We start from the raw sequence: 26130 nt of genomic DNA, 5'->3' as shown, positions 1-26130 counted from the left end.
TGACCATAAATAGATTAAACAGTATATTCTATTCAGTCGCTCAACCCTTAATAATTGTGGTTCATTAATTTATAATGGATAATTACCTCTGGTTAAAACCGTAACTGAATTGAATATAAGGAAATCTTTTTAATGGATAATGGATAATGAAAACTATCACGAAAATATCAATTATAGATTAATAAAAGCTATCTCTAATTATCAATTTTAAATTATCAATTATCCATTATCCATTATCCATTGATAAAAACTACTCTCAAATCAAACAAATATGATTCTTAAATATTGGAAACATTTTCTCTTTGGATTATTCCTGGTCTTTGTGATTGGAGCTTGCGGTATTTTTAGCACTACCTCAAAGCAGGAAAAGTTACCTATGGTAGATTTAATAATTACTCCTCGACTACCGGAGTGGATAGAACAGATTAGTCCGACGGGAGAAGCAGCAACTTTAAATCAAATTCGGATTCGGTTTAAAGATGCTTTAATTCCTTTGGAAGTTTTAGATTCTCCACAACAACAGGAAAAGTTAAAGCAGTTTGAAATCTTCCCGGAATTACCGGGTGAATTCCGGTTTTTGACTCCGAAAATGGTAGGGTTTCAACCAGCGGAAGCTTTTCCTAAATCTACGAGAATAAAAGTTACTTTGAAAGCTGGTTTGTCTGACTTGAAAAATCATCAATTAGATGCAGATTTAGCCTGGACTTTTAATACTGAAGCGGTCAAACTAACGAATTTGCCAACTAGCAAAAAAGACAACAGGAGAGTAGAAGCGATCGATCTGAATCCGACTCTCAAATTTACTTCAAATGTGGAATTGGATTTAGATTCAATTACAGAAAATTTAAAATTTTTGCCAGACGGTAAGACAGAAAGTTTACCTTTTACAGTTAGTTTAGAAAGATTAGAAACTGCTGATGAAGAAGAATTTTCCAGAGAAGAATTTGACTCTTCTGGGCGTCAATGGAATTATTTGATTACTCCCGAAGTAACTCTGGAAAAAGGTACTAAATATCGGTTGGAATTTGATTCTGGTATTCAGCCATTGAAAGGTAATTTGTCTAGTCAAACTCCTTTTGTTAGTGAAGTAGAAACTTACTCTGATTTTGAATTTTCTCAACTCAAATTTTCTAAGGGAAGTGATAGATTTGTTAACGGTAATCCTATGTTGGAATTTAATCATGGGGTTGTACCTAGTTCGGCAGTTGAAAATATCACAATTGAACCTGCTTCAAAAGAGACTAAAAATCTGATTCAAGCTTATGATAACTATAATATTGTTAGTCTGAATCCTTGGTTATTGGAACCGGATACAAACTATAAAATTACTATCGGCGCAAATGTCAAAGATAAGTTTGGGCAAGTATTGAGTGAGCCGGTGGTATTAGATTATCAAACGGGAGATTTATCTGCTGATATTTCTGTACCTGGTGGGTTAAATATTTTTCCGTCTAGTCAAAATTTACAACTGAATATTTCTACAGTAAATTTGCCTGAATCAGAATATAAAGCGGCTTATAAAGTTGTACAACCAACAGATTTAGTTTACACAGAATCAGCTTATCCTAGAAGAAATAGGAAGAACTTATTACCCGTAACTAGAAGGTGGAAAAGTTATCCTATTTATGGGGAAAAAAATCAAATTACTGAAGTAGCAGTTCCCCTACGAGAACAACTCGGTGGTCAGACCGGAATGTTAGCTTATGGAGTACAAGCACGGACGAGTTCTTATGAACAAAATGGTGAACAAAAATGGCAGGAACCAACATTTTATGGATTAGTACAACTAACAAATTTGGGAGTATTTTCTCAGTGGTTCCCAGAGTCGGGAATTATTAAAGTAAATCATCTGGATGATGGTTCTCCGGCAGTGGCAGATGTGGAGATTTATCCATCTCAATTAAATGCAAAATCTCGACCTAAACCGACTGCTTGTGCGACTGGAAAAACTGATGAATTTGGTCTGCTAAGTTTGAGTAAGACAGACTTAAAAAAATGTATGAACGGTCAGCGTTTTTTTCAACCACCAAAATTATTAGTAATTGCCAAAGAAGATCGAGATTGGGCATTTGCCAGTACGAAAGAATATAGTGGTACTTATGGTTATGGCATTTATTCTGGTTGGGATAGTGGAAAACCAGAATCGCGGGGTACTATTTTTTCAGATAGAGAACTTTATCAACCTGGGGAAAAGGTTTGGTTGACTGGAGCTGCTTATTATTTGGAAAATGGTGACTTGAAACAAGCTAAAAATATAGATTATCAAGTTACTCTAAATAATCCAGATGGTAATAATAAAAATTTAGGTACTCAAACGACTAATAAATTTGGTACTTTCTCCCTAGAAATTCCTCTGGATAATAATCAAGCATTGGGTTATTACAATGTGGAGGCTAAAGGAGAAAATGGCGTAGAAATTTACGGGCAATTTCGGGTTGCTGAATTTAAACCACCTAATTTTAAAGTAGACCTGAAACTTGATCAACAAATTGCTTTTCTTGGTGAAGAAATTGGCGCGGAAGCTGAAAGTAATTATTTGTTTGGTTCGCCAGTTCAAGGAGCAAAGGCTAAATATTATCTGACTCGCCAAAAAACAGAATTTACTCCCAAAGATTGGCAAGAATTTGATTTTGGTCGTCAATGGTTTTGGCCGGCAGAAGCGCCGACTGTTCCTCATAATGTACTGCAAAAAAATGTAGTGCTAGATAATAAAGGTGCGGATAATCAAATATTTACAGTCGGGAAAGATTTACCTTACCCAATGACTTATCAAGTAGATGTGGAAGTGACAGATATATCTAATCTTTCTGTAGCTGATACTCAAACATTTACTGCTCTACCAAGTGAGAAGTTAATAGGTTTAAAAAGTAAATTTGTTGCCGAAGCTAATCAAAAATTTCCGGTAGAAATTATTGTGACTAATTCTGAAGGAAAAACACTTTCTGGAGAAAATATTCTGCTGGAATTACAAAAAATGGAATACAGCACTATCACCCAGGTAGTTGCTGGTAGTCGCAACCCCAGATATCAGGTTGAATACAAAACCGTTGCCACAGAAAAAGTTAAGACTGGCAACAAACCCAAAACCGTCAACCTCACCGCACCAGAATCAGGTAGTTATCGCATCCGCGCCAACTTTGCCAATGCTGAGAATGACATTACTGCCACCGATATTCAAATTTGGGCAACCGGAGCAGGGCAAGTTTATTGGGGAGGTCGCAATGAAAACCGTCTAGAAATCAAACTCGACAAAGACACCTATCAAGTAGGAGAAACTGTCACCGCTTTAATTCAGTCGCCCTATCCAGAAGGAGAATTATATTTTGCCGTCGTGCGCGACAAACCCCTCTACGAAAAAATTACAAAAGTTACAGGTGGCGCACCGGAAATTCAATTTCAAGTCACAGAGAATATGTTGCCTAATGCTGCGGTGCAAGCGGTATTAGTGCGTCAAGGTCAACCACTGGAAAATGTCGAACCTGGAAGCGTCGAAGATTTGACGAAAGTTGGTTTTGCTCCATTCAAAATTGATTTGGCAGACAAATACTTAAATGTGGAAGTGACACCCCAACGTCCGGAAGTGGAACCGGGGGTAATAGAAACTGTGGATTTGGTTGCCAAAAATAGTCAAGGGCAACCAACTAAAGCTCAGTTTACGGTAATGGTTGTGAATGAAGCGGTCTTGCAACTCAGCGGTCATCGACCACCAGACTTAGTGGAGACTGTCTACGCGGAGCAACCAATATCTACTCGTTTCAACGATAACCGCGAGGAAGTAGTAATGGCAGAAATGGCAACATCCCTAAGAAAAGGTTGGGGTTTTGGCGGTGGGTTATCCTCTGGTGCTGCTGGTACTCGCATCCGCAAAGATTTTCAGTCTTTAGCTTATTACAATGGATCTGTAATGACGGACGAGCGAGGTAAAGCAACGGTAAGTTTTAAGATACCAGACGATCTGACAACTTGGCGCGTAATGACTGTTGCCACAGATGGAGATTTACATTTTGGTAATGGGGAGGCAACTTTTATTACGACTCAACCTTTAATGTCAAATCCTGTTTTGCCTCAGTTTGCTCGTATCGGCGATAAATTTGAGGGTGGCATTGCAGTTACCAATAACACTGGCAAAAAAGGCAGTCTAAAAATAAATGGGGAAGTTACTCAGAATATTTTGTTTGCTAAAAATTCCCAAACTACAGAAACTCTAAGAACAAATGCAGACTCCGGTACTAATGCTTACCGTTTCCCGATGGAGGCAAAACAACCGGGTGAGGCAAAGATGTTATTTACGACAGATTTGAATAATACGAACACTGATGGATTGGAAGTTACTTTACCAGTGCAGTCGTTGGCAGCAAGTGAAACTGTGGTGGAGTCTGGGAAAACTGACTCTCAAGTACAAATTCCTCTGAATATTACGGAAAATGTGATGCCAGATGTGGGAGGTCTGGAAATTTCTTTGGCGAGTACCCTGATACCAGAAATTACTGCTCCTGCAAAAACAGTCTTGGAAAAAGAGCAACTACCATTTCTCGAACCTGTGGCAAGTCAGTTAGCGATCGCCTCCAACCTAGAAATTTTAGCTGAAAAATACGAGCAAGCATTTGTAGACTTTAACCCGGAGCAACAGGCAAAACTAGCATTAGAAAAATTAGAAAAGTTGCAACTGCCAGACGGTGGTTTTGCTTATTATCCAGGGCGAAAAGATTCTAATCCTTATTTGACTCCCTATGCTGCGGAGGCGATCGCTCAAGCGAAAAAAGCATTCCCAGATTTAGTGGATGACTCAATGTTAAGTCGTCTGCGGAGTTACTTAAACGACTTATTAGCAGATCCAGGCAAATATGATTATTGCAGTGAACAACTTTGTCGAAATCAAGTCCGGTTAAATACCTTGATGGCATTATCGGAATTAGGCGACACGCGCAATAGCTTTCTATCAGATATTTATCAACAACGGGAAAAACTGCCCCAGGTAGACCAAATTAAATTAGCTCGTTACCTCTCCACCTTTCCTAAATGGCGCAAACAGTCAGAGGAAATGTTTAACGAAATTCAGGAAAGCGTCTATGAAACAGGACGTAGCGCCACATTAAATTTACCCGCCACCTGGGGATGGATGAATTCCACTACGGCAAGTCAGTCTCAAGCATTGCGACTATTTATTACCCGCGACGCCAAACCAGAAGTAATAGATCGACTATTACAAAGTTTGCTCAACCTGCGACGCGACAGCACCTGGCGCACAACTTATGATAATGCCGAAGCATTGACGGCGTTAGTTACTTATAGCAATACCCAACCCGCACCCCCCAACTTTGTCGCCACCGCCAAATTATCTGGCAAACAATTAGATGCTGCCCGTTTTCAAGGTTATGAAAATCCGAATCTATCTGTGAATGTAGCAATAGATAGCTTGCCAAAAGGTGAATCAGATTTAGTCTTGGAAAAATCAGGAGAAGGCAAACTGCACTATTTAGTTGAATACAGTTATCGCCTCCCAGGAAACCAACCAGGAAGGTACAACGGTTTGCGAGTAGCGCGGGAAATTCGTCCGGCAAATACCGTACGTACCTTGCATGAAACATCCGTCTTGCAACGAATGGATCTATCTGAAGCGCCATCAACATTAGATGTCAGTGCAGGGCAAGTCTTTGATATTCGAGTCGAAATTATTACAGATCGCCCCGTAGATCATGTAGTTATTAACGATCCACTGCCAGCAGGTTTAGAAGCAGTTGACACCAGTTTCCAAACTGCCACTTCTGCTGTCGAGGCAAAAGCAGATAGTTGGCAAATAGGATATCAACAGATATATCGCGATCGAGTCGAAGCTTATGCAGATCGTTTAACCCCTGGAGTGTATACATTACACTATTTAGTCAGGTCTGTGACTCCCGGAACATTTATATGGCCTGGAGCAGAAGCACGACTACAATATGCACCCGAAGAATTTGGGCGATCGGCGACGACGATGTTAGTTGTGAAGTAATTGACCTCTCCCCCAACCCCTCTCCTGCGAGGAGAGGGGAGAAGATTTCGGTAGTCCTGCTGAGGAATGGCGAAGATACATAAGTTTTGTAATTTCTTCCCACACCTCCCACACCTCCCACACCTCCCACACCTCCCACACCTCCCACACTCTCTCTACAATTCCTCAGCACCACCACCAAGATTTCTTCGTAGTGGGAGCATCTTGCTCCCGTACTAAGAGTTGCTCATTCCCATATACCATTACGCAAGTAGGACTACCAATTTCTTCACGGAAAACATCTCCCCCAACGCTAGCAGGGAAGGGGGTAGGGGGGTTAGGTCTTAATATGCACCCGAAGAATTTGGGCGATCGGCGACGACGACTTTAGTCGTGAAGTAGTCTGTCATTTTCAAAACCTGGTTTCTTGAAGAAACCGGTTTTTTAATTACTATAATAAATAGTAAATTAGTTCTACAATAATAAATTAGAGTTAGGAAAACAAAAAAATGTCACTATTACCAATTGAACAAAAAATGTGGCAAGAAAAAGCTGCACCAAAAACCAAAAATGGGAAGTCTACAATTGATATTGTTGCTAAATATCATTCTAGAGAAAACAGAATACTTACTAAAATTAGCCGGGAAAAACTTCCGAGTTTTGCACAAGCATTAATGAAACCTGGATATATGGATTTAGGACCATTTTATCAAAGAATAAGCCGTTGGAATAAACAAAAGCAATCCCGTTTAATTGAGTCGTTTCTTATTAATATTCCTGTACCTCCAATTATTCTTTATGAAGAAAGTTATAGTACCCCTGAAGTTATAGATGGTCACCAGAGAATTACAGCGATTAGAGATTTTTATGAAAATAAATTAAAGTTAACTGGACTAGAATTTTGGTCAGAATTAAACGGGCTTACTTATCAAGAAATTGATTCAACAATTAAGAGAGGAATAGACCGCCGTTCCATATCAATTATTACAGTTGTTACAGAGTCAAAAACTCACCCGGAAGAAGCAATGTTTTTAAAACAGCTTGCTTTTGAACGTATTAATACTGAGGGAGTAGATTTAAGTAAACAGGAAGTAAGAAACTGTTTATATGATGGGAAAATGAATAAACTTTTACTGGAATTATCACGTCACCCTATATTTGCTGAAGCTTGGGGAATACCTACAGAAGAAGTTCCAGAACTAGAGAAAAATCATCTTTATAAAAAAATGAAAGATGCTGAATTAGTGCTGCGTTTTTTTGCTCTGAGAAATCTGGATTATTTCCGGAATGGAATGGAAGGTTTCCTAGACCTTTACATGATAAAAAGTCAGCAATTTTCTGACGAAGATATTGAATTGCTCAGAGGGATTTTTATAGAAACTATTGAATTAGCTCACCAACTCTATGAAGAAAAATTATTTAAACCTTTCGACCCAAAATCCAACACTTGGAAGTTAAGCTCTGATAAACCTTATTATGATGCTTTAATGGTTGGTTTGAGTAGACATTTAGCAAACGCTGAACTATTAGTTTCTCAAAAATATAGAGTTATAGAAGAAACAAAAAATTTATTTCAGGAAGATAAATTAGGTATTTTAACAGGTGCAGGCAAGAATAGTAAAGCTGATATTCAAAAAAGAATCGAACTCTTGGAAAATATACTTTTACAAGTGATTGGAGAGTAATTCAGAATGTTTGAAAATCTCCTGGAAATTATCAATGTAAATATTGAGAGTATTAGTGCAATTATTCAAACTAATGATAGATTAAGAAAAATAGCAAAAACAGGAATTGTAGACACACAAAAACTAAAAGATGATCCAGAAATTATTGAATTAGAAGAGTTATTAAAAAGAATTCCTAATGATAAGGATTGGGAATTATACGAACATTGTGCAGTAGTAACTCGGTTGTATGCGATCTATGAAAATTTTGTAGAAGATTTAATATCAAGTTGGCTAAAATATCTTCAAAACATAGTCGAAAATTATTTAGAATTAGATGAGAAAATTCAAAATACTCATAGAGAAGGTGTGGGGCGTATACTGCTGGAATTTAAAAAAGATAGATTTAAAGACTTTTCCATAAATCAGGTCATTAGAGGTCTATTTTATGGAACAACAAATGAAAATAAAAATTATGAGTTGTTGCCAAAAGCTTTTCTTTTACATGACCAGAATTTACGGAAAGATGTACTAGAAAAATTATTCGCTGATGCTGGAATAGGTAATACCTGGCAATGGGTAGTAAAACACAGAAAAGTCAGAAATTTTATAGAGGAAATTAGAGGAAATCAAAACAATGCTGAAGAAGAACTTAATCAATTAATTTCCTATAGAAATGAAGCAGCTCATGGAGTTGTCGATCAGATTCTAGGGACTCAAGAGTTACTAGATTTATGTGACTTTATTAAAGCTTTATGTCAAGCTTTAGCAGAATTAGTAACTTATCAAATAATTCAAAAGCAAATTTCTACAGGTAAAGCCCAAAAAATTGGTGAAGTTACAGAATGGTATAAGACACCAAAGGCAGCAGTAGCAAAAATTAATGAAGGTAGCTTTTCTATAGGAACAAGTATTTTTTTAGTTAGGGAAACATCTTCATATTGTCGCTTGGCTACAATTGAAAGTATAAAAATTAATCATATTTCTTTGAAAAGAATAGAAATTTTTAGTGAAATTGAAGTTGGTTTAAAGTTTGATATAGATGCTAAAAAAGGATTGAAAATTTATATAATAGTTGCAGATTCAGGAGAATAAAATTTATGAAAAATCCTCTAAAGATTTGTTCTTGTATCATTTTTGTTTCTCCGCTAAACTAATAAGAAATAATCACTAGAAAAAAACTATGACTGCTCACACGGATTATGCCACGGATGCACGGATTAATAGTTCAGTACAGTATCTGAGCATTAACAATAAGCAAGATGAGAAAAAATGGGAAGAAAATTTTGCTAATTCTCAAGACTAACTCGCTCAACTTGCTGAGGAAGCGAAGTCAACTGTTGCCAACGCCGAGTTTAAACAAGGTAAAATTAAACCTTTAAACTTCTGATGAACTCTCAAACTGCTCACACGGATTATGGCACGGATGCACGGATTAAGAGTCCATCGGAACTTACGCAAATTGTCAAGTATCTTTCGAGCGATCGCTGTCTCAATATCTTGAATTTCTCCATTGCGAGAACGAAAGTGTAAAGTAATTTCTAGATCAAGTCCTTTGAGAAAATTAAGTAGTTTCCCTTCACTAAACCTTTGAAATTCTCCATTCATCAAATGAGATACTTCTCGTTGAGAAATACCCAGGATTTCACTAATTTCATCCTGTTTAAGATGGCGTTTTTTCAACAAACGTATTACCTGAATACCTATTTTTCCTCGTGTAAAAAGTTCCTCTGCATCGTCCCAACCAAGATCGGCAAATACATTACCACTATTTTCTTCGAAAATTGGCTTTTCTATCATTTTAATAACTAAACCAAACAGTTTTCTAAATTAGAACGTAATTGATCATAATCAAAACTTTTACCGATGAAAACTAATTGATTTTTACGCTTACCTTTCCATTGATCATCATCAATAGTAAACCGCTTGCCACTCAGGTGAAAAATCTGGCACAATTCGCTTTCTTCAAACCAAAGAATGCCTTTTCCACGAAAGATATTTTCGCTTAACTGATTGTCTAAGAAATCTTGAAACTTCGGTACAGAAAAAGGGCGATCGCTTTGAAAAGAAAAAGAAGTAAACTCATCATGTTCTAAGTAGTAAAAACTACAGCGATCGTTATAGTGGTAATGCTCCTCTTTTTGACTTTGAGGTTCTTGTGGAGGTTGATAATACTTATCCGACTCAAATAAACCCACGCTTAGAATTAATGGTAAAGAAACTTGAGCATTCTTAGTCCTAATAATCCGAGCATCTTTTTTTACGTCTCGAATTTTTACTTCTAATAAATCCACATCTGCTTCATGTACCAAATCAACTTTATTCAGCAAAATAAAATCGCTATATAAAATTTGATTGTATGCTGCTTGACTATCAAATAAATCAATATTGTAGTTAGCACAATCCACCACCGTAATAATAGAATCAAGGCGAGTTAAATCCCGAAGTTCTTTTCCCAAAAAAGTTAATGCTAGTTCTAAAAGATATGACAATCCCTCAGTTTCTACTATTGTATAATCAATTTTTTCTGGTCCTTCTAAAACCTTGTAAATAGCATTAACTAATTCCTCATAAACAACCATTTCCGTACCGCCAGGATCTGATTCTACTTTGATTTCTATTTCTTCTATTTGCTCTGTGAACTCATTCTCAATGATAATTTCACCAAACTCAGATACTAAAACAGCAGTTTTAATACCTTCTTGCTTGGAAATAATATGGTTTAGCAAAGTAGTTTTGCCACTACCGAGAAAACCAGTAATAATACTCACAGGCAGACCTTTTTTAGGAGCATCCATCAGTGGAAACTTTGCCAACATCTCAAGCCTCAGTCTCTCCAACTTCTCTAACCTTAGCCTCTCCAACTCTGCTTCGTAAACCTCTCGCTGCCGTTGCTGCACCTCCCGCAACATCTCAATAAAATCCCTCACCAACTCCTCGGGAAACCATTCCCGCGCAAACTCCCCCCCCAATTCAAACAAACGCGGTTCGTAACTCGCCGTCCCATCAATATAAAGATAATACAAATCTGCCACAAACGCTGCTAACAATTTGTGAACCATCACAATAATCTGCCGAATAATCCGCAAGCTCTTCTTTTCATCAAAACCAGCCTTCTCCAGTTCTGACTGCGCTTGTTCCCAATCCCATGCTTGGATCGGCAGCAGCGACACCCGATCATTGTACAATCCCCAATACCCGATATGGAAATTCACCTTGTACTCCCTAACTTCAGAATAAAGCACCACCGTCGGCACCGATGCTAACAGCTTGTGTAACAGTTCCACCTCAGTATCGAAAATCGGGACCTCTAAATAATCTCCGTTAAACTTCACCGGGCAAGGAGAGAAGTTCCTCGTCTCTGGATTCAAAGGATAATATTGATGCAGAAACTCCTTTAAATCGTTCCGAATGTCACCTTCCAATTCATTGTGAAAAGAATCTGGGCAACTTTTGCTAATTTTCGGTGGGGATGCCAGCAACAACAACCGATATTGTTGCTGCTCCTCGCACAAAATATCCTTAGCATCTTTACGACTCAATTTCGAGAACCCCTTTCGCAAATCCCACATCGTTTGGATTTTGCTGAGTTGCACCTCAACTGCCTCGGCCTGCAACTTCTCCATCAACTCCCGTTGTAGGCCAGCAAGTTCGCGCCGATCCTGCAAATCTTGTTGCTGAAGTTGCAATTCTTGGTATTCAAATTCGAGGGCGAGTTTTTCTCTCTCTTCTCGTCGCTTGAGGTATTCAGATTGTGCTTGTATCCATTCAGCTTGTTCCTTACTTTGTTGGACAATAGCACTCGAATTTTTTCCTAAAGTCCTAACAAAACCTGTGGCTAATCCCTCTGCAATAGCTCGGGTGGCTTCATAAAGCAACTTCCTAGCAAAAGTACCAGCAAAAGTAGTAGTTATTGGGTCTACAGGCATAGAATTTAGACTCTTTTTGAAAGTAGCAGTATTTTTAGGATACTATAGCGCTACTTGAAAAGGGAACAGGGAACACAAAACTTAGAACAGCAGACTTTTAAAGGCTTTTTCTTATAGGGAAATGCTCCGCAAACAGGATTTAGAAATGTCAAATACCTTATAGCGTTTCTCAGCAATCGTGAGGTACACCTATCTTTATTTGTTCCTATTTCCTATTCCCTGTTTCCTATTCCCTATTCCCTATTCCCTGTTCCCAGTTAAGTGTTCCCTGTTCCCTAAAACCAAGGAATTTTGTACCTCACGCTTCTTGGGAATTGCTATAATGCGTAGTGCTATATATTATTAGACATCTCCGAAAATTAAAAATAAAATCAATTACTATCCATAAATTATCAATTATATCTCCCTCTTCCCTGTTCCCTGTTCCCTGTTCCCTCTTTTCCGGAGAGGTCTATTATACTACCTTTAAAGCTTATTCTGATGCTTTAATGGTTGGTTTGAGTAGACATTTAGCAAAAGCTGAACTATTACTTAGTTTCTCAAAAATTTAGAGTTATAGAAGAAACAAAAAATTTATTTTAGGAAGATAAATTAGGTCTTTTAACAGGTGCGGGCAAAAATAGTAAAGCTGATTTCAAAAAAGAATCGAACTCTTTGAAAATATGCTTTTACAAGTGATTGGAGAGTAATTCAGAATGTTTGAAAATATCCTGGAAATTGTCAATGCATAGCGCTACGCGAAACGGGAATAGGGAATAGTAAACTCTCAGAGAGTTTTTCGTATAGGGAAATGCTCCGCTAACAAGATTTAGGAATGTCCTAACCTTAATGCGTAGCGCTATAAATATTGATAGTATCAGTGCAATTATTCAGAGCAATTATAGATTGATAAAAATAGCAAAAAAAGGAATTGTAGACACACAAAAATTCAAATATGATCCAGAAATTATTGAATTAGAAGAGTTAGTAAAGCGAGTTCCTAATGATAAGGATTGGGAATTATACGAACATTGTGCAGTACTTCGGTTGTATGCGATCTATGAAAATTTTGTAGAATATTTAATATCAAGTTGGCTAAAATATCTTCAAAACATAGTCGAAAATTATTTAGAATTAGATCAGAAAATTCAAAATACTCATCGAGAAGGTGTGGGACGTATACTGCTGGAATTTAAAAAAGATAGATTTAAAGAATTTTCCATAAATCAGGTGGTTATAGGTCTATTTTATGGAACAACAAGTGAAAATAAAAATTATGAATTACTACCACAAGCTTTTCTTTTTTGATATAGATGCTAAAACAGGATTAAAAATTTATATATTTATATAATAGTTGCAGATTCAGGAGAATAAAATTTATGAAAAATGCTCTAAAGATTTGTTCTTGTATCATTTTTGTTTCTCCGCTAAACTAATAAGAAATAATTACCAGAAAAAACTATGACTGCTCACACGGATTATGGCACGGATGCACGGATTAAGAGTCCAGTAGAGTATCTGAGCATTAACAATAAGCAAGATGAGAAAAAATGGGAAGAAAATTTTGCTAATTCTCAAGACCAACTCGCTCAACTTGCTGAGGAAGCAAAGTCTGCTGTGGCCAACGCCGAGTTTAAACAAGCTCATTTCAGTTATCAGCACCTCTCGCTGTTTGCTCCGCATGACCTAGGAAACCCAGAGGCTTGACATAAGGAATGTTCTCTTTTTTATTCCCTATCCAAGGGGAGGCGCATACCCTTTTTTTTGGTAAAACTAGACCTTTAAATTTTTGATGAACTCTCAAACTATCTCTAAATTTTGGAAAACATTTTTCTCTGACTTTTTGCTGATTATTTCCTGATTTTTTGCTGATTTTTTTGAAGTATTTGCTTCAAAAACTACACTGAGATAAAATAAGTTAAGTATTTTTACAAATATCGTTGAGATTATGAATTTTTTAGCTAGAATAATTATTAGTTAATAGCTTAATTCTACATAGTTCATTATTTAATCCTAAGTCGTAAAATTTTGCTAATACGGAATTTTTAAGTGACTATAGATACAATGATCTATATATCTAACCTATATCCTAGTAGATCAGGGTTCCTTAAGTAAAACTTCTCTATATATCATAAATAAGTGAGAAAGTCAACTAAATAAATGTCCAACTACCAAAAAAAATCCATGAACTTAGCTTCAAAACACTTTTCTTTTATTCAAAATATTCTATATAGTGGAGCGATCGCCACAACAGCAGCTTTGTCTTTAGTGGCCCCTAGCTTGAGTAAGCCTGTTGAAGCAAATTTAGAAAATAGTCCCAAAGTAGTTTTGGACGAAGCATGGCAAATTGTTAACCGCGAGTATGTAGATGGTAGTTTTAATCATACAGATTGGGAAGCTACTAGGAAAAATTTATTAGAAAAAAATTATACCTCCCAGGAACAAGCTTACGAGGCATTACGGAATGCTCTGGACCAACTTGATGACCCTTATACTCGTTTCTTAGACCCAAAACAGTTTAAAGCTCTAACGACTCAAACATCAGGGGAAATGTCGGGAGTGGGAATGCAACTGAAGCAGGAAGAACTGACCAAGGCGATCGCTGTAGTAGATGTTGTGGAAAATTCTCCAGCGATGAAGGGAGGTCTATTACCAGGAGACCAAATTACAGAAATTGACGGTAAATCTACTTCTGGTTTAAGTGTATCAGCAGCAGCAAAAATGATTCGAGGTGATGTGGGTACAAGAGTGGTACTGGGAATTCTGCGTCCCGGAGATGGAGAATTTGATGTGACTTTGACAAGAGCAAGAATTGAATTACAAACAGTTCGTTACGAACTCAAGCGAGAAGGAAATCAGCGTATTGGGTATATCCGCTTACAAGAATTTAGCGCTCATGCTGGAGAACAGATGGAAAGAGCAATAGAAGAGTTGGATAATCAAAATCCTGATGGTTATGTTTTAGACTTGCGGGGCAACCCTGGTGGTTTATTGCGTATCAGTATAGATATTGCTCGGATGTGGATGGATAAAGGTGCCATTGTCAGCACCGTTGATAGAGATGGAGACACACAAGAAGTACGGGCAAACCGTTCCGCTTTGACTGATAAACCGACAGTGGTTTTGGTAGATGGTGACTCAGCGAGTGCTAGTGAAATTTTAGCAGGAGCGCTCAAAGATAATGGTCGTGCTATAGTAATGGGAGACCAGACTTTTGGTAAAGCTTTGGTACAGTCGGTACATTCCTTATCAGATGGTTCCGGTTTAGCAGTAACTATTGCTCACTACTATACTCCGAAAGGAACTGATATTAGTAAAAAAGGTGTTACTCCTGATGTAGTTATCAATTTGACAGACTCTCAAAAACGACGGTTATATCGGAAACCAGAAGCGATCGCTACTGGTTCAGACCCCTATTATGCTCAAGCTGTAAATCTTTTGAAAAATAAAGTCTTGTTTCGCCCGTTAGTTTTACGGGAAGAAGAAATACGGGAACAAGAAAATTAAATCTAGGAGTGTTGATTTGATCTTAGGTTGCTCAGAGCGATCGCTCATCCAAGTTTAATAGACTTCGTGGCAGTTGTCAGGCAATACGCAATAGGCAATAGGGGATGAAATTATTGATTTCAGAGCTAGTATTGATTTAATTTTTACTTTTGCCAGAGGTCTAATTTTGACGAAGTTGCAAAACTAAGTGAATTAATTCTGGTAAAATTAGCTTTTCCATCCCTAGTTTGACTGCATTGCTAGAACCTGGAAGTGAAAATACTAACTTACCTTGATAAACACCAGCAACAGCACGAGAAGCGATCGCTCTGGAACCAATTTCTTGATAACTCAACCACCGAAATAATTCTCCAAAACCAGGTAAAGTTTTTTCTAATAAATTTTCAATAGCATCATAAGTAGTATCTCTGGGAGCTATTCCTGTTCCGCCGTTAAAAATTAAAGCATCTATATCCTCTCGCTGATATAGAGATTCCATTTGTGCTACTACTGCCGATTTTTCATCTTTGATAATCAGATATTCTGTCACAGAATGACTAGCACTTCTGAGAATTTCCTGGAGTAACTGACCACTTTTATCTGTTTCTGTTGTGCGAGTATCACTCACAGTAATCACAGCACAACGGACAGTAATATCTAGAGGAGTAGGATGAGGAATTTGTTTATCCATAAGGAATATAAGAAATATTATGATGACTTAAAAAGCGAATTACTCAGCTTCAGAGGATGATATAGCGAGGTGTCAAGACCTTTTTCAGAGATGTCTTTTGGACACTTGACTTTTAGCAGTTCACCCCAGACTCAAAAGTTACTTACTGGCCTGGGGAACAAATCAAGCTTTGTCAAATCCTAAATTATACTTTTCAGCATAACGCTCCATAAACCGCATAAAGCGCTCCCATTCTGGCAGAGACTTCATAACATAAAATCCCTCAAGGAATTTAGGCTCACCATTAATAAATTTGGCCTTAACTTCGCGAGTAATCATTTGGCCTTCTTCATCAATCATATACATCCCTGTAATTTCTTGAGTAACATCTTGGCCTAAAGCTTTGGGATCTTCAAAAATAAATGTAGCTGTTCCCTGATTACCATCACGAGAACGAGTTAAACGTACTTTTTCAGTACCCTCTTCATCAATACCTTGAATAAATTGAATTACAGTCATAACTATCTTTTTAATCCTTAAGCAATCGTTAAACTATCATTATAAACACAATCTTCATCACTATTTTAGAACTACCAAATTTTGAATATTTATAGCAGGGAACAGGGAACAGGGAACAGGGAACAGTTGGGAAAGTGTTTCCTAGTCTAAGATTCATCATCAGTCTATGTCCTAATCGCCCTGGCTGTTGCTATAGCGATCAAATAATCGTTCTACATCATCTACAGAAGAACCACCACGACTAGAATTAACTCTTAAAGATACTCCATCCTTAGATAAATCATAAGTCAAAGGTTTAGTTTCAGAAATAAGAGCTTTACCTTCTTCTGCTAGAGATGTAGCTGGAAACTTGACCATCAAATCTTTCAGAGCCTCAATACGCTTAGGTACAGCAGGATGAGTAGTATCAAATTCAGCGCTTGGTGTTTGGCCTAAAACTTTCATTGCCCTTAAACAACCTTCTGCTTCAAAACCTGCCTTTGCTGAATACAAATATCCTACTTCGTCAGCTTCAAATTCTCTTTGACGACTGTCTTCAGCCAAGGTTTGTTCCAATTCTTCTTTTTTCTGGGCAACAATTTCATCTATTTTTTCTTGAGCTGCCTTCGAGCGTTGACGACTAGCATTACCCAATACAACACCACCAACTCTGCCTGTTCTTCCGCCGAATATTCTTGCTACACTACCTCCAATAGACATAACAGTTGCCTGTGCTTGAGCATTCTGCCTTTTTATCAAAGCTTTTTGTTTAGCTTCTTGTTCAATTTTTTTGATTAAGGCCGCTTTTTCCACAGGAGTTAAAGCTATATGTCTTTCCGTGTGATGTGCCATTTCATGGCCAACAATACAAGCTATTGCCGAAGCATCTCCTGCAAGTTGGTCTAAAATACCATCGTATGTAGCAATAAGGTTAACGTTAGTGGCAAAAGCATTAATGTTGTACTTTGGAACAATTATGATCCGCCAAGGTTTCTCATCAAGTTTATTGGCCCTGGCAATGCGCTCCATAATTCTATATAGTGCATAGAAGTCTTCAGGTAGTTCTGCTTTGGCCTGTTGATATATATTTTTTGGTTGTTCAGTGTTGGTTATCTGTTTTGTTGGAGTAGAATTTTCTGAGGAAGTAAGGTTAGCTCTAACTGATAGTTGATTGATAGGTAGGAGAAGTATAATTGCTGCTAATGTAGTTAATATAGTTTTGATTTTTAACATGATATAGCCATAAGAAATTATTCGTGAAAAAAAACTGTAGGGGTTTGGTCTCCAAATCCTATTTGCGCTTGGGTTTGTACACCAAATCCTTACAATAAAATATTACAACTTATTTTAGGATAGTTATATTTCAACCGAAGGTTAAACTAATTTTTTTCTGCGGTAGGTTAAAAGTAGAAAGAGACAGGGGGTGTTAGTGAATCAAGCTATGAAATCTAAGGAAATGTATTATCAGAAACCGGGGTTGTTGGAGACAGATATCTTCATTAATGGATAATGAATAATTACCTCTCCCTTTTATGGAGAGGATTGACTAAAAGGAAAAAATCAATTTTTTCCTCTTTATTCGAGAGGCTTTAAACCTGAATTATTTAATTGTTTAATTATTAATTATTTCGGTAAGGCATTGATATTTAATACAAACCCGGTTTCTACAATGCCACAAAAATCATAGCCACACATCAGCAACGTCAGAGACATGACTGCTAAAATTTAATTTTAGATCTGCTTTTTCCCTATATTTATATTATGTCTTATTCACTATATTTATCTTATGGTAATCCTAAATGATTTGTGAAAAAAAACTGTAAGGGTTTGGTCTCCCAATCCCATTTTAATATGGAATCTGGATAATTACTTGATGAAATTTTTTTTACCTTCTCACTTTATTTTTTCCCTTTTGCCTTCTGCCCTCTGCCTTCCTTATTATGACCAGTTTAAAGTAATTTTTTTAGGAGTATAAAATCATAATGATTGAAGTTGAAAAATTAAGCAAAATTTACGGTTCAACCTCAGCACTGAAGGAAGTATCTTTTGCTGTAAAACAGGGAGAAATACTGGGATTTTTGGGTCCTAATGGTGCTGGTAAAACTACAACAATGCGAATCTTGGCTGGATATTTGCCTGCTACAAGTGGCACAGCTAAAATTGCTGGTTATGATGTTCATGAAGATTCGATGGCAGTACGACAATTGATTGGTTATTTGCCAGAAATACCACCTTTATATCCAGAAATGACAGTAGAAGGATTTTTATTTTTTGTAACTAGAATTAAACGAGTTCCTGCGGGCGATCGCTCTGCTAGAGTTAAGTTGGCAATGACAAGATGTGGGTTATTAGATAAGCAAAAAGTTTTGATTAAAAAGTTATCAAAAGGATATAAACAAAGGGTTGGTATTGCTCAAGCTTTGGTACACGATCCCCAGGTAATTATATTGGATGAACCGACTGTTGGTCTTGACCCTAGACAAATTATTGAAGTCAGAAATTTAATTAAAAGTTTGGCTGAAGAACATACAATTATTTTATCTACTCATATTTTGCCGGAAGTTAGTATGACTTGTAATCGAGTGGCGATTATTAATCACGGTGAAATTGTAGCTACGGGTACTCCTGAAGAAATGAGTAATAAATTGGCAAGTGGGTGGGGATATGAAGTGGAAATTGAGGGAGAAACTCAGGAGATAGAAACAGGATTAAAGTTATTAGCTGAAGTTCCGGGAATTCAATCTCTAGAAAAAATTAAATCAGATAATGAAAGTCGCCTTAGATTACAAATAAAATGTGAACCAGAAATAGAACCAGGAAAAGAAATTTCTCATACTATAGTTACTGCTGGTTTAGGTTTATGTGAACTACGTCGAACTCGTGCTAGTTTAGAAGATGTTTTCTTAGGTTTAACTACAGGTGAAATTGCTATAAATTCAACTGTTGAAGTGTCTACAAATTCTGTTGTAGATGAAGAAAAATCTGAGGGAAATATTGAACTGAAAAAGGATAAAAGTCAATTACCTGACCCTTGGGAAAATTGAGGCGATCGCTTCAATTTTCAAAATTCAAAAGTTAAAATTCATGCATTAAGATTTTATAGACTCAAAACTTGGATATGCTCAGTAATTTCACAAAATTATATTAAATCCGGTAGTATCGGTACAATTCATTCCTCGTAGGGGTTTGGTCTCCAAACCCTACTTCGAGTTTTTACGAGAGACGGACGAGAGCTTGAAAGCCGTGTCTTTTTTTCATCATGGATGAAAAGCGAACGGCGACTGAAGTCGCCAGTAGAAAAAGTTGTAATTTTCTGGCATTTATTATACCATTTTCAAAAAGTTATGCAACAGTAACGAAGGCGACTGCTATCTTTAACTTTAACCCTACTGTAGTATTATTTTTGAGAAATGGTATGATAATAATAAAATGGAGGTGATTAAAGATGTATGGATGTCAACAAGAGTTAATTAAAAATTCCGAAAATGTCCCATTTTTAGAATACTTATGTACGACGGCAAATAAACTGATTAATTGCGGAATTTATTTAGCCAGACAATGGTATTTTAAATTGGGATATATCAGAGGCAAGTACAACTTAGAAAAGCAGTTAAAGTCCAATATAAATTATCAGTTTTTGTACTCCCAAGCAGCACAGCAAACTCTTAGAGGAGTAGCAGAAGCATTTAAGTCCTATAAAAAACTTTCTCAAAAGTACAACAAGGGGGAATTAGCGGATCAACCCCAGTTGCCTAAATATCGCAAAAAGGGAGGAATGGGAGTAATAACTTATCCATGCGCAAGCTTTAAAACTAAACAAAGGCCAGGTAAGAGTACCTTTAGGAAAGAAAGTCAAAGCTCTTTTTAAGATTGATAGTTTTTTCCTAGACTTGGACAGTAATCTTGAGTTTAAGGAAATAAGAGAAATTAGGATTCTACCTCGTAACGGTTGCTTTTATGTTGAATGGGTTTATGAGTTAAAAGCCGATAGACCTCAGCTAGATCAAGCCAAAGTTTTAGGGATAGACCACGGAGTTGATAACTGGTTAAGTTGTGTTAGCAATGTAGGAACCAGCTTCATTATTGATGGCAAACATATAAAGTCAAAAAATCAATGGTACAACAAACAAGTTGCCACAATTAAAGAAAGTCAACCTCAAGGATTTTGGTCAAAAAAATTAGCTGGCATAACTGAAAAACGCAACAGACAAATGCGCGATGCTGTTAACATGCGTAGCGAGATTAGTTATTAATCATTGCTTAGAGTATGGCATTGGTCGGATAGTTTTTGGTTGGAATAAACGACAAAAAGATAGTATTGATATCGGCAGCAAAAACAACCAGAAATTTGTACAAATTCCTACAGCAAAACTTAAAGAAAGGATTAGTCAGTTATGCGAATTGTATGGTATAAAATTTATCGAAACTGAGGAATCCTATACTTCCCAAGCTAGCTTTTTAGATGATGATTTCCTGCCAACTAGGGCGTGAAAAACCCGAGAGCTGGAGAGCATCAGGCAAGCGAATCAAGCGATGCAGCGCGGTCTTGGGGGTTTCCCCCATGAGCGACTGCATCAAGACAACGAGGACTTTATCTTACTCAAAATGGTTTATTAGTTAATGCCGATATTAATGGTGCGGCAAATATTTTAAGAAAAGTAGCGACAACTTTAGGATTTACTCTTAAAGGAGTCAGTAGAGGCACTTTGATAATGCCTTTAAGAGTCCAGTTTTGGATTGCTTAAGAATCCCCGCGTCTTCAGCGCGGAGAGTATCAACTCTTTTAGAATCTCTCAATTTCAAACTAAAGGGATTAGATATTATTTCACATATATAGTTTTAAACTATTTACAGCAGTCGGCGATCACTCTAAATTAAAAATTCAAATCACGACTTGGTGCTTCATAAAATGTAGTGACTATTGCTCTATACGCAATAAAAGAGAAAATTTGACGATTCATCTCGTCACGCCTGGGTGCTTAACAAAATGAAACGACTATTGCTCTATACGCAATAAAAGAGAAAATTCCCGATTCATCACCTCACGGCTGGGTGCTTAACAAAATGAAACGACTATTGCTCTATACGCAATAAAAGAGAAAATTTCCCGATTCATCACCTCACGGCTGGGTGCTTAACAAAATGAAACGACTATTGCTCTATACGCAATAAAAGAAAAATTTCCCGATTCATCACCTCACGGCTGGGTGCTTAACAAAATGAAACGACTATTGCTCTATACGCAATAAAAGAAAAATTTCCCGATTCATCGCCTCACTGTGGGGTGCTTCATAAAATGAAACGACTATTGCTCTATACGCAATAAAAGAAAAATTTCCCGATTCATCGCCTCACTGTGGGGTGCTTCATAAAATGAAATGACTATTGCTATATACGCAATAAAAGAGAAAATTCACTATTCATCGCCTCACGCTGGGTGCTTCATAAAATGAAAAGACTATTGCTCTATACGCAATAAAAGAGAAAATTCACTATTCATCATTAGCTTTTTTCGTAATCACCCCATTTTCTAATGCATCATTTAAGGTGTGTCAGTCCAGTAGTGGCGTGACACAGCTAAAATGGTGCATAGGCGTAGGTTGAGTTTCGTTCCTCAACCCAACAATAGTAAGCTTTTGTTGGGTTTCACTGTCGTTCAACCCAACCTACTAGACTAATATTGTGGTTGAAACCTAACCCCCCAACCCCCTTCCTATCCCCCCTTGCCCCCCTTTGAAAGGGGGGAGGAGGGAAGGGGGAGTAAGAACTATCAGAGAAAGTGTAAAAATACCAGATGAACAAATTCTTCCCCCCTCTCCTACAAGGAGAGGAGTTGGGGGAGAAGTCTTCGTTATTTCGTTATAAGGAAAGAAATCAACTAATGCTAATAATAATAAGTAATATTATCGCGATTTACAGAAAAGAATTACAAGGATATTTTGCCTCACCTTTAGCTTATGCAATTACAGGAATATTTTGGCTATTGGGAGGATACTTTTTAGTCGCTATTTTATTAGGACCCGATGGAATTATTCAACAAATTGCTACTAGAGACCAACTAGGAATTACGGAACCTCCTGTCGATGCACCCTACGAATTTGTAAAAGCTTATCTGGGGATTATGGGTTCTCTTTCTTTATTTTTATTGCCCATGTTATCGATGAATTTATATGCGGAAGAAAGAAAACGAGGCACTTTAGAATTATTAGCAACTTCACCCATAACAAACTGGTCTGTAGCAACAGGAAAATTATTAGCTGTATTAACATTTTATATTTCTATGGTCTTGCCATTATTAGGATTGGAAGCGATCGCTATTAATGCAGCAGAACCACCTATTTCGCCAGTGTTACTTTTGTTAGGACATGGGGGTTTAATATTACTTGCGGCAGCGGTATTATCATTAGGAATGTTTGTTTCTTCTTTGACAGATAGTGCAATTTTATCTGCCATTCTGACATTTGCTTTAGTATTATTTCTCTGGGTAATTGATGTAGTGGCTAATAATGTTAGTGGTGTTTTAGCAGAGGCATTGAAACATTTATCAATGCTGACACATTACACAAATATTATTCAGGGACTTGTGGATACTAGCAGTATTATTATGTTGTTGAGTTATGTTGTTTTGGGGGTATTTTTAACCGCTCAATCAATAGATGCTTTACGGTTTCAGCGGTCTTAATTAGGAAGAAAACAGGAAGAGGTAAGAAGGAAGAAGGGAAAGAAATGTTGATAAGGGAAAAGGTTTTTTTTATCACTGATTATCGGGAAATGGTACACAGAATATTCCAAGTATATGAAGTACAGATATTAATAATTAAATGTCTTGATCCTTGTTTTATTTGAGCAATATGAAATCCGCTCTTAAAACAACTTTAATATTGAGGCTCTTCACAATAGACGTTTCTCAAAATTATCAACCTTTTTTCAAACCTTTGTAGGATGTTGAATTTAACGTCCCTACATTCTTTTTCGGAAATGCCTAATAGATAATTTTAAGGGTAATATTCCAGACGTGAAAATTAATTGTATCAGTTCCCATGAAGACTCCATAAAACAGTAGATAAAATATGAATTAATGTTCCTAATTGTAGAGTTAGAGGTATGAATTTATGGCCTTATGGTCTGTAATAGTTTACGGTAGAACCAAACAAGCAGATTATCGTTTTCTGGCAATCCCCGATGATTTTGGAGAAGAAGAACAGAATTGGGCACGCAAATATATTCATGGGACTACAGTGCATCGAGAGAGATTACCGGGGAATCCTCGTTGGTCTCTATTTAAGAATCATCAGCATTGCGTTTTCGGCGTGACTTGTATGCTTCAAGAATTGATTGGTTCCGAGCGAAAATATGAATATATGGCCAAGGATGGTGGTAGGCGATCGCTCCATATTTTTGTTGGTTATGTTGCTCAGATCAACGAAGATTTTAATTCATTGAGGATTTTGCCTGTCTTAGAAAACCTTGAATTTTTTAAGTATAGGCATTTATTCACTTCTTTAGAAAAATTATGGCATCTAAAAAGTTACCAATTAATCAACAGAAAGATTGATGAATATCCGTATAACTTCAAACTTCCTAACGAGACAGAATTGAGAGATAATTTTAATGAATTTATCCCCTGCTTGGAAGGAGAAAATCAAGCTTTGATTATGCCTGATAATCAAGAAAATAGACATAATTTGTGGGAAAACTGTTGTAAGTTCTTTGATTATCCATATAAATATATACCCCTATCTCTTTGTTTAGGTCTTCCCGAAAAAAGAGATGTTTTAGAAGGACCTTTTTTAAATGCCACAGCTTCTGACGCAACTCAATATCTCAAGTTATCTAAACGGAAGTCAAAAGAGCTAAATGAACCATCTAAAATTACAGAACCTGACAATAGAAATGCTTCTAGGACAAAACATAATTCATCATATTCTATTTCCAGGAGACGTCTTCCAATTCGGATGATATTATTAATCTCAATTTTTGTTGGTTTGATACTTTTAGTTATCTGGAAAAAATATACCTTAGCTATACAAATATTTATGAGTCTATTAGTTGGTTTGTGTGTACAGAATGTTTCGGGCAAATAATCTACAGGGTAATGGGAAGGGCTGCAATAATGTTTCAAAGCACTATGACTATAACTTCAGAAACTCAAAATAAAAAAGACCATCGTTAATATTAAAATGTCTACCTACCATGAATTGACCATTTGTGTCAGTCCACTATTAGAAGTTTTGCTGCAATTTTGCTACCCTATTTATACTTTACCCTCCCAAAATAGTCTCTCTATTCCAGGAGGTAATCTTTTTCCAACTGTTCCCTGTTCCCTGCTATAACACTTAGTTAGAATTAGGATTTATTGGTATCTTAAATTGAACCGGAGTTTCTTCAAGTTCAGAAAATCCAAAACCATAACCTATCTCTTTCTTCCTATCTGCTTCCAAACTTCTTTGACGTTTAATTTCTGTTTGTAGCCAACTTGTAAGTTGAAAATAATGTTCCGGTGGTACTACCCACTCAGTATTTTCGTAGTTTCTTTCCACCCATGCTCTTCTTGGCTCTCTTAATTTGTCAATCAATGCTCGGATTGGATTTTGCATATTCTCATCTACTTTGTATTTTTTTGTCAGCTCTGAATAATTAATAATATGTGGTTCTACTGGAGAGATAGCATCGTAAAAATGGTTGAGAAAATTTGAACCATTTCCTTTCACATTCAAAGTCATATTTTCTACCGCAGTCTGCAAATCTTTGTCTTCCAATGGCAAAGACTCTCTACCAGCATTATTTACTTGAGCAAACGATGTTTTAACCTCTCTAATAGAACTAGCGATAGAATTACCAACAATAGCAACAGGAGAGCGACGTTCTTCCGGTGGTATCAATTTAGTAACAATTGCCGTTCCCAACATAATTGCCATCCCATCTACTCCTACTGCAATTAACAAAGCTATGAGGGCAGTTTCTTCCTGACTTTTTACTTTAAGATATGGGGCAAGTAATGAAAATTCCAAGTCTTCATCTATGTAGTCACCACGCTTTAATTCAGGATAATTATTACGAAATTCTTCTGGTGCAGAAGATAGGGCATTTCTATCCTTTTTCAGAATCTCCTGTGGTTTAAGGTTGTCGAGATTATATTCAAACAACGGACGCAGCTCATTAACTGTATTCTCAAAATTTTCAGCTTCAATCTCTTTATTTAGAGCTTGCTTATCTAGTTTCCTTGCTTGCTCTCCATAACCAGCCGCTCCACTGTTAATGCCTCTTTCTCTTTCTGCGTCAGCAATCTTTCTAAGAGTTACAGCTTCTTGTTGTAAATCTCGAAGATTGTCTTCCATTGGCGTGTACACCTCTGAAACTAATCTGTTATGAGCTGTGATTGCCATATCAATAGCCCGCTTTTCATTCGTTTCTTGAGCTAATTCTCCATAATAAGTAAAAAAGCTAGTGTAAACACTGGCACTAGCTAATACCATAATCGCCAACCATTTGCGTAAAGGAGCGCGATTTGCTGCTAATCCAGCTTGCAAGAGGAACAACATAAGTTGAACAGCACCACCAACACTCCAAGCTAAATATATTGGTAATATTTGGATTGCTCCCAAGATAGTTGTGGCACCGCTCCCAACGTTAAAAAACGTCAGTACAACCATTAAGAGTATATCTCGCTCTTCTTGAGGTTTATTCTTACGATTAGAGCGACGTCGAGGACTATTTGTCATAATTAGTTTACTTTTTTATCTTAAAGCAATAGACATCTCTCGAAATTATCCACCTTTTTTCATACCTTTGTAGAATGTTGAATTTAACACCCTATATTCTTTATTTAGAAATGCCTAATAGATAATTTTAAGGGTAATATTCCAGATTTGACAATTAATTATAACAATTCCTATGATAGTAGAGACATTTAATGAATGGAAAATTCCTACT

The 26130-nt window shown here is 36.8% G+C and carries 20 protein-coding genes; 13 read left to right on the top strand and 7 right to left on the bottom strand.

From position 1 onward, the window contains the following. Positions 1 to 376: 376 nt before the first annotated feature. Positions 377 to 5992, top strand: a complete 5616-nt coding sequence (locus tag F6K40_RS10725) for an alpha-2-macroglobulin family protein (RefSeq protein WP_293135275.1) — start codon at positions 377 to 379, stop codon at positions 5990 to 5992. Here the strand turns inward: F6K40_RS10725 and F6K40_RS10720 are convergent. Beyond that, positions 5978 to 6142, bottom strand: coding sequence for a hypothetical protein (locus tag F6K40_RS10720; RefSeq protein ID WP_293135272.1), 165 nt, complete (start codon positions 6140 to 6142; stop codon positions 5978 to 5980). The genes F6K40_RS10725 and F6K40_RS10720 overlap by 15 nt on opposite strands. A 338-nt stretch (positions 6143 to 6480) precedes the next feature. Here F6K40_RS10720 and F6K40_RS10715 point away from each other — a divergent pair, with 338 nt between their 5' ends. The 3 genes from F6K40_RS10715 to F6K40_RS10705 all read left to right on the top strand — a co-directional run bounded on the left by F6K40_RS10715 (position 6481) and on the right by F6K40_RS10705 (position 8941). Further along, entirely contained in the window at positions 6481 to 7656 is a 1176-nt protein-coding gene (locus F6K40_RS10715) for a DUF262 domain-containing protein (protein WP_293135270.1), read from the top strand. Between the two features lie 6 nt (positions 7657 to 7662). Beyond that, positions 7663 to 8730 (top strand): MAE_28990/MAE_18760 family HEPN-like nuclease, encoded by a 1068-nt coding sequence (locus tag F6K40_RS10710; protein ID WP_293135267.1) that lies wholly within the window; start codon positions 7663 to 7665, stop codon positions 8728 to 8730. 88 nt (positions 8731 to 8818) lie between these two features. After that, positions 8819 to 8941 carry a hypothetical protein gene (locus F6K40_RS10705; RefSeq protein WP_293135264.1) on the top strand — a complete coding sequence of 41 codons (123 nt, stop codon included), beginning with the start codon at positions 8819 to 8821 and terminating at the stop codon, positions 8939 to 8941. A gap of 5 nt (positions 8942 to 8946) precedes the next feature. Here F6K40_RS10705 and F6K40_RS10700 read toward each other — a convergent pair whose 3' ends face one another. Next, the gene (locus F6K40_RS10700; RefSeq protein WP_293135261.1) at positions 8947 to 9435 is read right to left on the bottom strand and encodes a helix-turn-helix domain-containing protein; all 489 of its coding nucleotides are present in this window, start codon (positions 9433 to 9435) and stop codon (positions 8947 to 8949) included. Between the two features lie 8 nt (positions 9436 to 9443). Continuing rightward, complete coding sequence (locus F6K40_RS10695; protein ID WP_293135335.1) at positions 9444 to 10454, bottom strand: CobW family GTP-binding protein; 1011 nt, start codon at positions 10452 to 10454, stop codon at positions 9444 to 9446. Between the two features lie 1938 nt (positions 10455 to 12392). Between F6K40_RS10695 and F6K40_RS10690 the strand changes: the two genes are divergently transcribed. From F6K40_RS10690 to ctpB, 3 genes are all read left to right on the top strand, one after another. After that, the gene (locus tag F6K40_RS10690; protein ID WP_293135258.1) at positions 12393 to 12851 is read left to right on the top strand and encodes an MAE_28990/MAE_18760 family HEPN-like nuclease; all 459 of its coding nucleotides are present in this window, start codon (positions 12393 to 12395) and stop codon (positions 12849 to 12851) included. Between the two features lie 153 nt (positions 12852 to 13004). Then, positions 13005 to 13250, top strand: coding sequence for a hypothetical protein (locus tag F6K40_RS10685; RefSeq protein ID WP_293135255.1), 246 nt, complete (start codon positions 13005 to 13007; stop codon positions 13248 to 13250). A 477-nt stretch (positions 13251 to 13727) separates the two neighbouring features. Continuing rightward, complete coding sequence (gene ctpB, locus F6K40_RS10680) at positions 13728 to 15050, top strand: carboxyl-terminal processing protease CtpB (RefSeq protein WP_293135252.1); 1323 nt, start codon at positions 13728 to 13730, stop codon at positions 15048 to 15050. 160 nt (positions 15051 to 15210) lie between these two features. On the opposite strand, the gene F6K40_RS10675 is transcribed toward ctpB, so the two are convergent. From F6K40_RS10675 to F6K40_RS10665, 3 genes are all read right to left on the bottom strand, one after another. Further along, positions 15211 to 15720, bottom strand: coding sequence for a MogA/MoaB family molybdenum cofactor biosynthesis protein (locus tag F6K40_RS10675; RefSeq protein ID WP_293135249.1), 510 nt, complete (start codon positions 15718 to 15720; stop codon positions 15211 to 15213). Between the two features lie 162 nt (positions 15721 to 15882). Then, complete coding sequence (gene psb28 / locus F6K40_RS10670; protein ID WP_293135246.1) at positions 15883 to 16218, bottom strand: photosystem II reaction center protein Psb28; 336 nt, start codon at positions 16216 to 16218, stop codon at positions 15883 to 15885. 171 nt (positions 16219 to 16389) lie between these two features. After that, positions 16390 to 17430, bottom strand: a complete 1041-nt coding sequence (locus tag F6K40_RS10665) for a M48 family metallopeptidase (protein WP_293135243.1) — start codon at positions 17428 to 17430, stop codon at positions 16390 to 16392. 749 nt (positions 17431 to 18179) lie between these two features. Between F6K40_RS10665 and F6K40_RS10660 the strand changes: the two genes are divergently transcribed. The 6 genes from F6K40_RS10660 to F6K40_RS10635 all read left to right on the top strand — a co-directional run bounded on the left by F6K40_RS10660 (position 18180) and on the right by F6K40_RS10635 (position 24281). Next, a complete protein-coding gene (locus F6K40_RS10660; RefSeq protein WP_293135240.1) occupies positions 18180 to 19241 on the top strand; it encodes an ABC transporter ATP-binding protein in 1062 nt (353 codons plus the stop codon). A 401-nt stretch (positions 19242 to 19642) separates the two neighbouring features. Further along, positions 19643 to 20065 carry a hypothetical protein gene (locus F6K40_RS10655; protein WP_293135237.1) on the top strand — a complete coding sequence of 141 codons (423 nt, stop codon included), beginning with the start codon at positions 19643 to 19645 and terminating at the stop codon, positions 20063 to 20065. A 22-nt stretch (positions 20066 to 20087) separates the two neighbouring features. Then, entirely contained in the window at positions 20088 to 20450 is a 363-nt protein-coding gene (locus F6K40_RS10650) for a transposase (protein ID WP_293135234.1), read from the top strand. After that, on the top strand, positions 20416 to 20688 hold the full coding sequence (locus tag F6K40_RS10645) for an IS200/IS605 family accessory protein TnpB-related protein (protein ID WP_293135231.1): 273 nt from the start codon (positions 20416 to 20418) through the stop codon (positions 20686 to 20688). The genes F6K40_RS10650 and F6K40_RS10645 overlap by 35 nt, the downstream gene beginning before the upstream one ends. Before the next feature lie 1390 nt (positions 20689 to 22078). Next, positions 22079 to 22879: an ABC transporter permease gene (locus F6K40_RS10640; protein WP_293135228.1), complete on the top strand. Its 801-nt coding sequence runs from the start codon at positions 22079 to 22081 to the stop codon at positions 22877 to 22879. A gap of 430 nt (positions 22880 to 23309) precedes the next feature. Continuing rightward, complete coding sequence (locus tag F6K40_RS10635; protein ID WP_293135225.1) at positions 23310 to 24281, top strand: hypothetical protein; 972 nt, start codon at positions 23310 to 23312, stop codon at positions 24279 to 24281. A 252-nt stretch (positions 24282 to 24533) separates the two neighbouring features. Here F6K40_RS10635 and F6K40_RS10630 read toward each other — a convergent pair whose 3' ends face one another. Next, complete coding sequence (locus F6K40_RS10630; RefSeq protein ID WP_293135222.1) at positions 24534 to 25919, bottom strand: hypothetical protein; 1386 nt, start codon at positions 25917 to 25919, stop codon at positions 24534 to 24536. Positions 25920 to 26130 lie beyond the last annotated feature (211 nt).

It is taken from the genome of Okeania sp. SIO3I5 (assembly GCF_010672085.1).
Classification (GTDB): domain Bacteria; phylum Cyanobacteriota; class Cyanobacteriia; order Cyanobacteriales; family Microcoleaceae; genus Trichodesmium.
Note: the sequence above shows the minus strand (reverse complement) of the source record. Positions and strands in the feature narration are given on the sequence as shown.

Coding starts and splice junctions, on each gene's coding strand:
- F6K40_RS10725 (WP_293135275.1), top strand. CDS start 377: ATGGTAGATTTAATAATTACTCCTCGACTACCGGAGTGGATAGAACAG.
- F6K40_RS10715 (WP_293135270.1), top strand. CDS start 6,481: ATGTCACTATTACCAATTGAACAAAAAATGTGGCAAGAAAAAGCTGCA.
- F6K40_RS10710 (WP_293135267.1), top strand. CDS start 7,663: ATGTTTGAAAATCTCCTGGAAATTATCAATGTAAATATTGAGAGTATT.
- F6K40_RS10705 (WP_293135264.1), top strand. CDS start 8,819: ATGACTGCTCACACGGATTATGCCACGGATGCACGGATTAATAGTTCA.
- F6K40_RS10700 (WP_293135261.1), bottom strand. CDS start 9,435: ATGATAGAAAAGCCAATTTTCGAAGAAAATAGTGGTAATGTATTTGCC.
- F6K40_RS10695 (WP_293135335.1), bottom strand. CDS start 10,454: ATGTTGGCAAAGTTTCCACTGATGGATGCTCCTAAAAAAGGTCTGCCT.
- F6K40_RS10690 (WP_293135258.1), top strand. CDS start 12,393: ATGCGTAGCGCTATAAATATTGATAGTATCAGTGCAATTATTCAGAGC.
- F6K40_RS10685 (WP_293135255.1), top strand. CDS start 13,005: ATGACTGCTCACACGGATTATGGCACGGATGCACGGATTAAGAGTCCA.
- ctpB (WP_293135252.1), top strand. CDS start 13,728: ATGAACTTAGCTTCAAAACACTTTTCTTTTATTCAAAATATTCTATAT.
- F6K40_RS10675 (WP_293135249.1), bottom strand. CDS start 15,720: ATGGATAAACAAATTCCTCATCCTACTCCTCTAGATATTACTGTCCGT.
- psb28 (WP_293135246.1), bottom strand. CDS start 16,218: ATGACTGTAATTCAATTTATTCAAGGTATTGATGAAGAGGGTACTGAA.
- F6K40_RS10665 (WP_293135243.1), bottom strand. CDS start 17,430: ATGTTAAAAATCAAAACTATATTAACTACATTAGCAGCAATTATACTT.
- F6K40_RS10660 (WP_293135240.1), top strand. CDS start 18,180: ATGATTGAAGTTGAAAAATTAAGCAAAATTTACGGTTCAACCTCAGCA.
- F6K40_RS10655 (WP_293135237.1), top strand. CDS start 19,643: ATGTATGGATGTCAACAAGAGTTAATTAAAAATTCCGAAAATGTCCCA.
- F6K40_RS10645 (WP_293135231.1), top strand. CDS start 20,416: ATGCTGTTAACATGCGTAGCGAGATTAGTTATTAATCATTGCTTAGAG.
- F6K40_RS10640 (WP_293135228.1), top strand. CDS start 22,079: ATGCTAATAATAATAAGTAATATTATCGCGATTTACAGAAAAGAATTA.
- F6K40_RS10635 (WP_293135225.1), top strand. CDS start 23,310: ATGGCCTTATGGTCTGTAATAGTTTACGGTAGAACCAAACAAGCAGAT.
- F6K40_RS10630 (WP_293135222.1), bottom strand. CDS start 25,919: ATGACAAATAGTCCTCGACGTCGCTCTAATCGTAAGAATAAACCTCAA.